Raw genomic sequence first — 12,619 nt, 5'->3', positions numbered from 1 at the left:
GAATCAAGTCCCCAACATGATCATTAAGGAAATAGCTACATGAAATGTATTACCTTTAACGGTGCGGGTGGCCCCGAAGTCATTACGGTCAGTGAAAGACCGATGCCGGAACTGACCGATGACGGCGTCTTAATTGAAGTGGTTGCTGCCGGAATTAATGGACCTGATGTCATGCAACGTCAGGGCTTATATGCACCGCCACCGGGTGTGACCGATATTCCTGGACTGGAAGTTTCGGGTATTGTCAAACAAGTGGGTAAATCGGTCAGCAAATTTAAAGCAGGTGACGAGGTCTGTGCATTGGTACCGGGCGGTGGCTATGCTGAATATGTGGTTGCCCATCAGGACAATGTGCTTTTTATTCCCGAAGGGCTGACTTTGGTAGAAGGCGGTATTTTGCTTGAAACCTTTATGACTGTCTGGTCGCATTTATTCCAGCATGCCAAATTCCGTCCGAATAGCTCGATCCTGATTCATGGCGGAACATCAGGTATTGGCACAACAGCCACCATGTTGACCCGGGCATTTGGTGCAACGAAAATTTTTACTACGGTTTCAAGTGCCACACAACAGAAGGCAAGTCTGAGTATTGGTGCCGATGTTGCCATTAATTACAACGAACAGGATTTCGTTGAAGAAGTCAAAAAACATACCGATGGTAAAGGTGTGGATTTTGTTCTGGATATTATTGCAGGCGATTATATCCAGCGAAATTATGAAGTTGCTGCGATGAATGGCACGATTTTACAAATTGGTGTCTTAAAAGGCCTCGCGCAGAACCTCAATATTTTTCCGATGCTGGCAAAACGCCTTACCCATACCGGCGCAACTTTACGCTCACAGTCACCCGAAGCCAAAGCGGAAGTCATGTCAGCCTTGCAGGAAAAAGTCTGGCCTCTAATTTCTAAAGGCCAAATCAAACCATTACTTTATCAGTCTTTTGAACTGGAACAAGCGCGTCAGGCGCATGAGTTTCTAACCCAGGGACAACATGTGGGTAAACTGGCATTAATTGTTAAAAAACAATGATGATATTGCTTTGAAAAGCACTAAAATTATGATTTTCAGTGCTTTATTTCATCAAAGACTAACCCAGCATTAAACGTTGTCTGGCTGCAAGATATTCTTTTTCAAGACGATCAACCAGCTCGGCAACTGAAGTGGTTGCTTTCACTGCATTTAAACCTTGACCACATCCCCAGATATCTCGCCATGCTTTCACTTTATGCTGTGTGCCATCTTCACTAGAGGTACTAAAGTCCATGTCTTTTAGGTTGCCTTCTGGCAGATTGGTCGGATCAAGCCCCGCTGCACGAATACTGGGGGCCAGATAGTTTCCGTGTACGCCGGTAAACAGGTTGGAATAGACAATCTCATCTGAGTTATGGTCTACGATAGCCTGTTTATAAGCAGCCGTTGCATTGGCTTCATGGGTTGCAATAAATGCAGAACCGATATAACCAAAATCAGCGCCCATTGCCTGTGCCGCCAAAATGGCATCCCCTGTCGAAATTGCGCCTGATAAGGCCAAAGGTCCATCAAACCATTCTCGGATTTCCTGAATCAATGGAAATGGATTTTTCACGCCTGCATGTCCGCCTGCGCCAGCAGCCACCGCGATTAAGCCATCTGCGCCCTTTTCAATCGCCTTTTGGGCAAAGCGATTATTAATCACGTCATGCAAGACTACACCACCATAACTATGCGTGGCCTCATTAATTTCAGTACGGGCACCTAGAGAGGTAATCACGATTGGCACTTTATATTTAACGATCAGTTCCATGTCATGTTCGAGGCGATTATTACTTTTATGCACAATCTGGTTGATCGCAAATGGCGCCGCAGGACGGTCAGGATGTAAGGCATTGTGCTCCGCAATTCCGTCAGTAATTTCCTTGAGCCATTCCTCCAGTTTTTCTGCAGGTCGTGCATTCAAAGCTGGCATTGACCCCACCACACCCGCTTTACACTGGGCGAGCACCAGTTGCGGTGTACTGATGATAAATAATGGAGAGGCAATCACAGGAAGTCTGAGGTTGTTGAACACTGCTGGAATTTTTGACATGACTTCTACTCTTTTAACGATACATTATTATTTCCATAGACTCAGCCATTCAAAATCATGAAGGCTTCGTTGTTGATTCAGTTGATCATATCGGGACAATAATTTTTATGCAACAAGTTGCATAAAATCAATTAATGAAATGATTTTATCAATCCTGCTGGAGCAACGGGAATGAAGCCATTTCCAAGCAAGTGACTCAGTTGCGCAAGCGTTATGAACGATAAAGATGTTATGCTTCAGTCATTTTTACGTTTTTATTCTTCTCCTGAGACGATGTTATGAGTATTACCACCCAAAAACTGCAACGTTTGCGTCTGGCTTCCATCCTTGAAGCGATAACTTTATTACTTCTGTTTGTGGTTGCCATTCCTGTTAAATATGTTTTTGATCTGCCTGTGGCCACCAAAATTATGGGCCCAATCCACGGCGTGGCATTTCTTTTCTATTTGTGGAACCTGATCAGCACGGCTGCGGTATGGTCAAAAGCTGAATTACTCAGATTATTTATTCTGGCATTTATTCCTTTGGGCGGTTTCTTTAACGAAAAATATATTGCCCAGCGACAAACCGAGCTTAAATAGGATTTAGATGCCCTGACATAAAAAGGAAATCCTGAGATTTCCTTTTTATCATTCACAATAATTTTAGAATTATTTTTTATCGAGTGACTGGAGTAAGTAAACTACTGCATCACCTGCCAGTTGCATCGATTTTGGATCGACCTGCTCAATGGTGTCACAGGCTTTGTGATAGCACGGCGCGAACTCAAGTTCATCGCCTTTCATTTGTTCATTAAACAAGATGACAGAGGTCACAGGTACTTTACCTAAAAATGGAGCCGTATCACTAGCGGTTAAGGTGGCGATATCCTCTTTAATTTTTAAATTTTTTGCTTTAAAAAATTCTTTGAGCATATTCTCCAAGGCTAAATCACCGCTATGGCTTGGTATACTGCGTAAACCATCGAGTAATGGCTTATAGTCCTGCTCCTGCATGCCACGTTCTTTTAACATTTTTTCCATCTCGTCTACTGATGACTTATCGCCATCTGCAATCAGGATTTCAGGATCTTTGGTGCCCACCATATCCACATTGATATAAGCCTTAATCGCCTTTAACTGTTCAGCAGACAGTTTTTTCACATAGGCTTGGGACCCTGCGATTCCTACTTCTTCCGAATCCCAGAATGCCAGATGAATGCTATGCTTGGGCTTTATTTTCTGTTGAGATAATTGTGCCATTACCTCAAGTAACAAGGCGACGCCGGAGGCATTGTCATTGATTCCGGGCCCCATTTTGACCGAGTCATAATGTGCCCCTAGTAGAATAATGTCTTGTTTCGATTCACCCGGAATCTCTACAATAATATTCTGCCCTTTGGTCTTTTCACGATTTTCGAAAGCCTGAAGCTCTGTCGTAAAGCCTGCTTTCTTGGCGTGATCTAAAATATAATCTGCACTCGCCAAACCACCTTGCGTCCCCACTGCGCGATTGCCACCCTGCTGTTTGGCAATTTGTTCAAAAGCATGTAAATGCATCATCATCTGTGCCGCATCCATTTTTAAACCAGATTGACTAACATCTTCAATTTTTTCTTTGGAATCTTGCTCGTTTTTTTGACAGCCACTGATTGCAAACATGCTACTTAACACACAAACAGCTAAAATTTTCTTTAAAAACATAAAATAAACGTAAACCAGTTTTTATAAAGTAAGTCTAATACTAGGGTTGAGCACCCGGATTTGCCATTTCATTTTGTATCCTTGGTCGTTATTGATTGAGTCAGCTAGTAATTTCAAAAATGACAGACCAAGCCCGTTTAAAATGCAACGGGCGATGTATTGCGGCTCTGGTTATTCTAGTGAAGATTTAAATTGCTTAAAATCTGTTCCAAGACCTGCCCGATGGCTAAGAGTTGATGATCCTTATGCGGTAGTCCATCAATTTCTAGCCCTACAGGAAGTTGTGATTTTTTTCCTAAACCAATTGGTAAACTGAGCCCAGGCAAGCCGATATTACTGCCCGGATCGGTATTGCGGATCAGTCTCTGGAACTGATCAATCGAACTGACCTGCTCATCCACGAGTGGCGCCACAATCGGTGAGGTGGGAAAGATCAAGGCATCAAGTTGATGCTCCTGAAACACTGTCTGATAAAGCGCCAGCAGTTGTGGTCGAGCTTCCTGTATCGCTTTTTGATATAAAGGTTGTACGGGTAGTGATCGCCCCGTCTCATCCATGAGCATTTCTGGCAATATATTCTGCTGAAAGATATGTTTTACATCTGGACTTGAAATCTGCTCGACCAGCGCTTCCAGACCGAGATTGATCTGCTGATGTTTTAAATACTCAATCAGGTCATATTTACCTTCATAAATCACCAATGGAAATGAAATACGTTGGTTGAGTTGAGCTAAGTCCGGCATATTTACGGGCACAATTTCGATGCCTGCGGTTTTTAAGCAATGCAATGCCGCATGTGCCTGCTCATGCACATCCTCATCCAGATCCTCCCAAAAATAGGCATTGACTCCGAGCCTGATCGGTCGGGTCGGCAATGCAACAGGCTGAGTTGATGGAGCAATCAACTGGTCCACCAGAATAATATCGGCCATGCAATGTGCCATCGGCCCCGCGGTGTCCCGTGTATGCGAAATCGGGGTAATATCTGCTTGAGCATAGCGTCCAACCGTTGGGCGAAAGCCAACACAACCATTTAAGGCACTGGGCAATCGAACCGATGCACCTGTATCCGTCCCCATTGCAATCGGTACCATGCCTGCAGCGACCGCAACGGCACTTCCAGAAGAAGAACCACCCGCAATATGTAAAGGATTAACCACATTACGCGTACCGATCACATCGTCAATATGCATGGCGGTGTTATAACCCGTCACCCCGAATGCCAATTCATGCATATTGGCTTTGCCCACCACAATTGCACCTTGATCAATCAGAGACTGAATCACGGGAGCCGTCGTTTTAGGCCGGAAATCAGTCAAAGCTGGGGTTCCTGCCGTATTCGGAAAACCAGCAACATGGATATTATCTTTCACCGCAAGCAATACCCCCATCAAGGCGGGGCAAGCTTTCCCATCCGCCATATGTTGATCCCAGAACTGGGCTTGTTCAAGGGCCGCTGCTTTATCGACATTAATAAAGGCATTTAAGCCTTGCTGCTGTTCAATCTGGTCAAAATGAAAATGGACGAGCTGTTCACAGCTAACTTTGCGCTCACGAACCAAACGGGTAACTTGGTCAATGCTGGCTTTATTCAGGTGAATGATTTGATCCGCATTTAGTTTCTTATTGATATTGAGCATGGTGACTTAAAATCCATTTAAGTAATTGTTCTGCTAATTTAGTACAGATATAAAGTCACGCAATATCCTCAAAATTGAGGAGTTGATTGACAATGGATGAGTCGTGCCATTTCGGTACGATTATGACAACCCATTTTTTGCATGGCATTTTTAAGATGGGTTCTGACCGTGGTAAAGCCAATCTCAAGTAAATTGGCAACCTGTTTATCGCTTAGTCCCTTCGTGACTAACATTACGACCTCCTGCTCGCGTGGCGTTAAAACATCATGGTAAGGTAAATCCATGGCTAAGGCTTGGGTCAGATAAGGTTCCAGCAGGTTTAAGATCCTTTTCTCACGGTCACTGAACATGACCGAATCTTTGGCGCGCCAGATACGCAGGTCTCCAAGATCCATGCCATTTCGTACAAAATAAACATTCAGGCCATGATAGAGACCATAAGGCCGTAAAAATTCATTGTAGTAATCTGTTTTTTTAAGCGCGCTTGTAGAAATGATTTCATTCACAAAGGTGGGATGTTGCCGCTGGCGAAGCTGTGCCGTGATTGGATCATTGTGCTGCCAAATAGTGTCATATTCCAATATGGCTTTGGGATCAATTTGCCACATGATGCCTTTTCTGGACAAACGCTGTTTTGCATCCCAGATATAGGATGCTGCAAAATCTGCACGTAACAAGGTCGCAATGTCTGCAATAAGGTTTTCGCGTAAGCTTTGCTGTCCTTTTCCCGAGCCTAGTTTCCAGAGTATTTCGGAAAAAAGACTAAACTCCGCTGGACTTAAATCCTGTTCTAAAAGCATGGCCTGCTACCTTTATCTTCCTGATACCTGTCCACGCTACAATCAAGCTGAACAGTGATTCCCTTTTGTTTATTTCGCTTTCCTCTGTCTTTTATATGCCACGGAATCGTTATTTTCTACACTTTATTTTTTTAATCGGGTTGCATGAGGCGTTTTGCCATACCAGCGTTTGTAGGCATGAATAAAACTGGCAGGCTCAGCATAACCCAGCCATTCGGAAATTTGCTCAATAGACGTTTGGGTTAAAGACAGATAATAGTCTGCAAGAATTTTTCGTACCTCCTCTCTGATCTGGAGAAATGTCACCTGCTCTTGGGCCAAATAACGACGCAAGGTCCGTGAGTTTAAATGCAAGCAATCCGCAACCTCCTCCATCGACGGAATTTCACCTTTGTTATTCATCAAGACTTGCTGAACCTGATGGGTATATTTCTTTTGGGCTTGTCGTTTATCCAGCGTCTGTCGGCATTGTTGTTCCGCAGCCTGTAGCACCAGCTCATTGGCCATACTGAGTTTCTGGTCTATTTTTCCGGCATTTAATACAATCAGGTTTTTTAATGCACCAAATTCCGGGCTAATTCCAAATAGCTCAACATAAGCCTGAGTTTCTCCATGAGCTTGAAATGAAAACATGACCTTGTGACAAAGTTGATCCTGAATTAAATCGCGTTGCACGGTCATTAGTGCAGCGACATCTCGCTGAATAATAAACTGCCATAAATTTTGTGGAATTCCTTGATCCACGATGATCTCGATTTGGATATCGTGTGTATCCGGATGTTCTGATACCACAAACTGACTAAATGCAAAGGACAAGGGAAAATAGGCCAAGGCAAAATTTAAGGCTTCACGAATATTGGCACTACTGATCAAAGCCAGTCCTAATGAACCAAAGGTGGTAAAGTGATAACGGGTTCCAATTTCCAGCCCGAGCAAAGGTCGATGTCCAAACAGCTCTACCAGATTACGGATCAGTTGCAATTCTTGCTGCCCTGTCACCAGCATATTCGGATCAAGTAGCTGGTGTTGCTCTATACCAGTTCCTGTCAGAATCTGGCTATGACTAGTTCCGAGCTCTGCGGCAAAATCAGCCATCAGGCGAACACTATGGATACTTCGTTCGTAAGTCCATAAGTACTTCAAGCGTCTTCTCCGTGTCCGCTAATCACAATATTTTGTCCTGATCCATCCTCTAAATCAATGCATGAAACGATTATTCTGCATACAGTACATGATATTTATTCACTTGAGTCGGTTATGTCTAAACAACAATTATCTTCAAACAACAATATACGTATCGCCATTATCGGAACAGGCTTTGGTGGTTTAGGGCTAGCCATTCAGCTCAAACTTGCCGGTTTTGAACAGTTTACCTTATTTGAAAAAGCCGGTGATGTGGGTGGTGTCTGGCGTGACAATACCTATCCTGGTGCTGCATGCGATGTGCCTTCCCATCTATATTCCTTTTCCTTTGAGCAAGAACTGGGCTGGAAAAACCGTTATGGTTCATCACAGGAAATCCATCAGTATTTGAAGCATTGCACAGAAAAATATCAGCTCTATCCACATATCCAGTTTAATACTGAAATTGCCAGCGCTGATTTTGATGCCACCCAAGGTGTCTGGCAGATTAAGAGCTTAACCGGAGAAAAATTTGAGGCAGAATTCCTGATTGCCGCCGTCGGTCAGCTCAATCGACCTGCTTATCCCAAAATTAAAGGTTTGGAGACTTTTAAGGGTAAGACTTTCCATTCTGCACGCTGGGATCATGACTACGACTTAAATAACAAACGTGTGGCAGTCATTGGGACCGGCGCCAGTGCGATCCAGTTTGTTCCTGAGATTGCCAAGCGAGTGGCGCATTTAGATATTTATCAACGTTCTGCTCCTTATGTGATTCCTAAACCAGACCGTATTTATTCCAGTCTGGAACGCAAAGCATTTCAAAAGCTTCCGGTTTTACAAAGCCTTGATCGCGTATTTCAATATAGTTATAACGAAATTCGCCTCAAGAGCTTTACCGCTACGCTGAACGAAATTCCATTAGCCGAATATATTTTCCAGCGACATATCCGTGCAGAAATTAAAAATCCGCATTTTCGCCACCGTCTGATGCCTGATTATCCGATTGGTTGCAAGCGTATCCTGATCTCCAATCATTGGTACCGCAGTCTGGTCCGCCCCAATGTCGAGGTTATTGATAGCGCGATTCAGCAAGTGACTGAAAATGGTATTGTCGATAAAGATGGCAAACACCGTGAAGTCGATACCATTATTTATGGAACAGGGTTTGCGGCAACCGAGTTTATGGCGCCCATGCAGATTACAGGACTGAATGGCAAAAGATTGAAAGACCAATGGGTCGATGGCGCAGAAGCGTATTTGGGATTAACCGTTAGTGGCTTCCCCAACTTCTTTATGCTGTATGGCCCCAATACCAATCTTGGGCATAACTCAATCGTGTACATGATTGAAAGTCAGGTGAACTATATTCTGGATGCACTTCAAACCCATATCCAAAACAATTTAGCCTTTACCGATCTAAAAGCTGAAATCCAAGTACAGTTTAATCAGGAAATTCAGGTGCGCATGAAGTCAACCATGTGGTCGCAAGGCTGTACCAGCTGGTATCAGACCGCGACAGGCAAAAATACCAATAACTGGCCGGGTTTTACACTGGAATACCGTCAACGCACCCGTCGTTTTGATCTGGAAAACTATCATCAGTTGACCCGGTCATCCCATCCTCAAGTGCAGACACAAGCTTTAGAACAACAAATGGCGGTTTAAATGAAAACATTCAAGAATAAGGTGGCTGCGATTACAGGTGCGGGTTCAGGTATTGGTCAAGCCCTTGCCGTTGCGTTGGCAAAACAAGGTTGTCATCTGGCTTTATCAGATGTCAATGAGTTGGGGCTAGCCAAGACTCAGAACTTGTTAAAAACCTATCCTGTCAAAGTCACCACGCAGGTGGTTGACGTGGCCAAGCGTCAGGAAATGGCAAATTGGGCGAAAACGATTGTCGAGCAGCATCAGCAAGTCAATCTGATCTTTAATAATGCAGGTGTTGCCATGGGCAGTACCGCGGAAGGTGTCAGCTATGAAGATCTGGAATGGCTGATCGGGATTAATTTCTGGGGTGTCGTGTATGGTACCAAAGAGTTTTTACCTTACCTGAAACAAAGCGGTGACGGACATGTGATCAATGTCTCCAGCATGTTCGGGCTGACCGCACAGCCGACGCAAAGTGCTTATAATGCCAGTAAATTTGCAGTTCGCGGTTTTACCGAGTCCTTACGTCAGGAACTGGATCTACAAGGTTGTGGAGTCAGTGCAACCTGTGTACATCCGGGAGGCATCCGCACCAATATTGCCAAAGCAGCACGTATTAACAGTAGTGTTGAGATTCTGGGAATGGACCCGCTAAAAAGTCAGGATGCTTTTGACAAGATATTGAGAACCCCTGCAGAGCAGGCAGCACAACAGATTCTCACTGCTGTGCTGAAAAATAAACGTCGTTTACTGATTGGCGCTGATGCAAAAGCAGTCGATGTATTACAACGGATTTTGCCACAGGGGTATCAGAGGATTTTTGCAACAGCTACTGCCCTGCAAGCCAGATTCTTGTCATAAAGCCTAATCTAGGGTGATCGACCATTTGTTCAATAGCCAAATGGTCGATCGATGATTGCACAACCTTTTTCCGATTCTTTTTATTCAAATCCTTTCGCTGACGATAAAATATCATCATTTCAATATCTTCATTTAAAACAGCCAGTTTTATTCCGACATCACTTCGCTTGCTTGTTAAATTTTGACCAAAACGAACAATTTATCAGGCTTAAGCAATAAAACAGTCCATATTGAAAATCCCCTCTTGACCTTCCCATAATGTTAAGGTCTATGCTTGAAGCAATCAGATTAGCGCTATAGGTATAACTTATGGAAACGCAAACAAATACAGACGCTCAAAATATAAAAGTTTCACTTCAGGTAGAAGGCATGACCTGTGCCAGTTGTGTGGGACGTGTCGAAACAGCACTCAAAAAAGTCGACGGCGTTCAGTCTGCGTCAGTGAATCTAGCCACAGAACGTGCCGATATCACACTTGCCAAGCCCGTAGACCGACAAGTGCTGATTCAGGCCATTGAACGAACAGGTTATGATGTTCCTGCATCGACAGTAGAACTCTCTATTGAAGGCATGACCTGCGCTTCCTGTGTCAGTCGTGTCGAAAAAGCCTTAAATGCGGTGAATGGCGTAAGCACTGCCAACGTCAATTTAGCAACAGAACGCGCCACTGTAACAGGTACAGCCAGCATTGAAAGCCTGATCGCCGCAATTGATAAGGCGGGTTACGATGCCAAACAAATTCAGGCCGCTACACCAGACCAAACTGAACAACTGGAGAAAAAGGACCAAGAACGTGCAGAACTCAAACGCGACCTGATTATTGCCACTATTTTAGCCTTACCGGTATTTATCTTGGAAATGGGTTCGCACTTGATTCCGGGTGTGCATCAACTGATTGAACAGACTATTGGCATGCAAAATAGTTGGTACTTACAATTCGTTTTAACCAGCTTAGTCCTGTTTATTCCGGGGCGTCGTTTTTATCTTAAAGGGCTTCCCGCTTTAGTCCGTTTAGCCCCAGATATGAACTCCTTGGTGGCAGTCGGTACCTTGGCAGCTTACCTATTTTCACTGGTTGCAACCTTTGCACCAAAGTTCTTACCTGCAGGCACGGTCAATGTTTATTACGAAGCTGCAGCAGTGATTGTAGCTTTAATTCTACTCGGTCGTTTTCTTGAAGCGAAAGCCAAAGGACGGACCTCTGAAGCCATTCAACGCTTAGTCAGCTTACAGGCCAAAGTTGCCCATGTTTCTCGCGATCATCAGCTTGTCGATATTCCAATTGACCAAGTGCTTGCAGGTGATTTTGTCATTGTAAAACCGGGTGAACGAATTCCTGTCGATGGTGAAGTCATTGAAGGCCAAAGCTTTGTCGATGAATCAATGATCACGGGTGAACCGATTCCTGTTGAAAAAAACATTGGCAGCCAAGTGGTGGGTGGAACTATTAACCAGAACGGAACTTTAAGTTTTAAAGCCATCGCTGTCGGTGGCGACACCATGCTGGCACAGATTATACGTCTGGTCGAGCAGGCACAAGGCTCTAAAATGCCGATTCAAGCCGTGGTCGACAAAGTGACCTTATGGTTTGTACCCGCAGTGATGATTGCTGCTTTACTCACCTTCCTCGTATGGCTGATTTTTGGCCCATCACCTGCTTTAACTTTTGCACTGGTCAACGCCGTAGCCGTACTGATTATTGCCTGTCCATGTGCTATGGGCTTGGCAACCCCGACTTCGATTATGGTCGGTACCGGACGTGGCGCAGAACTGGGTATCCTGTTCCGTAAAGGTGAAGCACTACAGCTGTTAAAAGATGCCCAAGTGGTCGCCGTTGATAAAACAGGCACTTTGACCGAAGGTCATCCCGTACTGACTGATTTTGAAGTGGCGTCAGGCTTTGAACGTAATGATGTGCTCAGTCTTGTTGCCGCAGTGGAGTCACTGTCTGAACATCCGATTGCCAAAGCAATTGTCGATGCGGCAAAAAAAGAAGGTTTAGATTTGCCAAAGGTTGATCGCTTTGATTCAGTCACTGGAATGGGTGTCAATGCCACTGTACATGAACGCCAGAACATCTATATCGGTGCAGATCGTTATATGATTCAACTTGGTCTGGATATCGCCCCATTTTCTCATACGGCACAACGTTTGGGTGATGAAGGCAAATCTCCGCTTTATGTGGCAATTGATGGCGCTTTGGCAGGGATTATTGCAGTTGCCGATCCAATCAAAGACACCACACCTGCTGCTATTCAAGCGCTACATCAACTGGGTCTAAAAGTGGCGATGATTACCGGTGACAATGCCCGTACCGCACATGCTATTGCCAAACAACTTGGGATTGATGAAGTGATTGCCGAAGTGCTACCTGAAGGTAAAGTTAATGCCGTGCAGGAACTGAAAGCAAAATATGGCAATATTGCCTTTGTCGGTGATGGGATCAATGATGCACCAGCACTGGCGCAGGCAGATGTCGGCCTTGCAATTGGCACAGGGACTGACGTGGCGATTGAGTCTGCGGATGTGGTGTTGATGTCTGGCAACTTGCAAGGCGTAGCCAATGCAATTGCCTTATCTAAGGCAACCATTGTCAATATTCACCAGAACCTGTTCTGGGCCTTTGCCTACAATACCCTATTGATACCTGTAGCTGCGGGTGTGTTATACCCTGCTTATGGTATCCTGATGTCACCGATTTTTGCCGCGGGTGCGATGGCACTTTCAAGTGTATTTGTGCTTGGGAATGCCCTACGTTTACGTCGTTTTCAAGCACCATCTGTACATAAAAGCTAATGG

General features: G+C 44.6%; 10 protein-coding genes. 5 read left to right on the top strand and 5 right to left on the bottom strand.

Annotated elements, in window-relative coordinates; translation table 11 throughout:
* Positions 1–39: 39 nt before the first annotated feature.
* The gene (locus ACINWC323_RS08440; RefSeq protein WP_009512840.1) at positions 40–1,029 is read left to right on the top strand and encodes an NAD(P)H-quinone oxidoreductase; all 990 of its coding nucleotides are present in this window, start codon (positions 40–42) and stop codon (positions 1,027–1,029) included.
* A gap of 58 nt (positions 1,030–1,087) precedes the next feature.
* Here the strand turns inward: ACINWC323_RS08440 and ACINWC323_RS08445 are convergent, their stop codons facing one another.
* Positions 1,088–2,065 (bottom strand): NAD(P)H-dependent flavin oxidoreductase, encoded by a 978-nt coding sequence (locus ACINWC323_RS08445; protein ID WP_009512884.1) that lies wholly within the window; start codon positions 2,063–2,065, stop codon positions 1,088–1,090.
* 278 nt (positions 2,066–2,343) lie between these two features.
* Here ACINWC323_RS08445 and ACINWC323_RS08450 point away from each other — a divergent pair, with 278 nt between their 5' ends.
* A complete protein-coding gene (locus ACINWC323_RS08450) occupies positions 2,344–2,646 on the top strand; it encodes a DUF3817 domain-containing protein (protein WP_009512706.1) in 303 nt (100 codons plus the stop codon).
* Between the two features lie 69 nt (positions 2,647–2,715).
* On the opposite strand, the gene ACINWC323_RS08455 is transcribed toward ACINWC323_RS08450, so the two are convergent.
* The 4 genes from ACINWC323_RS08455 to ACINWC323_RS08470 all read right to left on the bottom strand — a co-directional run bounded on the left by ACINWC323_RS08455 (position 2,716) and on the right by ACINWC323_RS08470 (position 7,330).
* On the bottom strand, positions 2,716–3,747 hold the full coding sequence (locus ACINWC323_RS08455) for a M20/M25/M40 family metallo-hydrolase (protein ID WP_009512799.1): 1,032 nt from the start codon (positions 3,745–3,747) through the stop codon (positions 2,716–2,718).
* Positions 3,748–3,923: 176 nt separating this feature from the next.
* Positions 3,924–5,387: an indoleacetamide hydrolase gene (gene iaaH, locus ACINWC323_RS08460; RefSeq protein ID WP_009512588.1), complete on the bottom strand. Its 1,464-nt coding sequence runs from the start codon at positions 5,385–5,387 to the stop codon at positions 3,924–3,926.
* Positions 5,388–5,455: 68 nt separating this feature from the next.
* Positions 5,456–6,187: a response regulator transcription factor gene (locus ACINWC323_RS08465; protein WP_009512738.1), complete on the bottom strand. Its 732-nt coding sequence runs from the start codon at positions 6,185–6,187 to the stop codon at positions 5,456–5,458.
* Positions 6,188–6,310: 123 nt separating this feature from the next.
* Positions 6,311–7,330 carry an AraC family transcriptional regulator gene (locus ACINWC323_RS08470; protein WP_032881535.1) on the bottom strand — a complete coding sequence of 340 codons (1,020 nt, stop codon included), beginning with the start codon at positions 7,328–7,330 and terminating at the stop codon, positions 6,311–6,313.
* A 114-nt stretch (positions 7,331–7,444) separates the two neighbouring features.
* Here ACINWC323_RS08470 and ACINWC323_RS08475 point away from each other — a divergent pair, with 114 nt between their 5' ends.
* The 3 genes from ACINWC323_RS08475 (at position 7,445) to ACINWC323_RS08485 (ending at position 12,616) form a co-directional block, all read left to right on the top strand.
* Positions 7,445–8,977, top strand: a complete 1,533-nt coding sequence (locus tag ACINWC323_RS08475; protein WP_032881534.1) for a flavin-containing monooxygenase — start codon at positions 7,445–7,447, stop codon at positions 8,975–8,977.
* Positions 8,978–9,820, top strand: coding sequence for an SDR family NAD(P)-dependent oxidoreductase (locus ACINWC323_RS08480; RefSeq protein WP_009512759.1), 843 nt, complete (start codon positions 8,978–8,980; stop codon positions 9,818–9,820).
* Between the two features lie 309 nt (positions 9,821–10,129).
* Complete coding sequence (locus ACINWC323_RS08485) at positions 10,130–12,616, top strand: heavy metal translocating P-type ATPase (protein ID WP_009512681.1); 2,487 nt, start codon at positions 10,130–10,132, stop codon at positions 12,614–12,616.
* Positions 12,617–12,619: the final 3 nt, after the last annotated feature.

It is taken from the genome of Acinetobacter sp. WC-323, from assembly GCF_000314615.1.
GTDB classification, from domain to species: domain Bacteria; phylum Pseudomonadota; class Gammaproteobacteria; order Pseudomonadales; family Moraxellaceae; genus Acinetobacter; species Acinetobacter courvalinii.
This window is presented reverse-complemented; position numbering and strand designations above follow the sequence as displayed.

Bases quoted from the DNA above. Each gene is read 5' to 3' on its own strand.
- ACINWC323_RS08440 (WP_009512840.1), top strand. From the start codon at position 40: ATGAAATGTATTACCTTTAACGGTGCGGGTGGCCCCGAAGTCATTACG.
- ACINWC323_RS08455 (WP_009512799.1), bottom strand. From the start codon at position 3,747: ATGTTTTTAAAGAAAATTTTAGCTGTTTGTGTGTTAAGTAGCATGTTT.
- ACINWC323_RS08485 (WP_009512681.1), top strand. From the start codon at position 10,130: ATGGAAACGCAAACAAATACAGACGCTCAAAATATAAAAGTTTCACTT.
- ACINWC323_RS08465 (WP_009512738.1), bottom strand. From the start codon at position 6,187: ATGCTTTTAGAACAGGATTTAAGTCCAGCGGAGTTTAGTCTTTTTTCC.
- ACINWC323_RS08475 (WP_032881534.1), top strand. From the start codon at position 7,445: ATGTCTAAACAACAATTATCTTCAAACAACAATATACGTATCGCCATT.
- ACINWC323_RS08450 (WP_009512706.1), top strand. From the start codon at position 2,344: ATGAGTATTACCACCCAAAAACTGCAACGTTTGCGTCTGGCTTCCATC.
- ACINWC323_RS08480 (WP_009512759.1), top strand. From the start codon at position 8,978: ATGAAAACATTCAAGAATAAGGTGGCTGCGATTACAGGTGCGGGTTCA.
- iaaH (WP_009512588.1), bottom strand. From the start codon at position 5,387: ATGCTCAATATCAATAAGAAACTAAATGCGGATCAAATCATTCACCTG.
- ACINWC323_RS08445 (WP_009512884.1), bottom strand. From the start codon at position 2,065: ATGTCAAAAATTCCAGCAGTGTTCAACAACCTCAGACTTCCTGTGATT.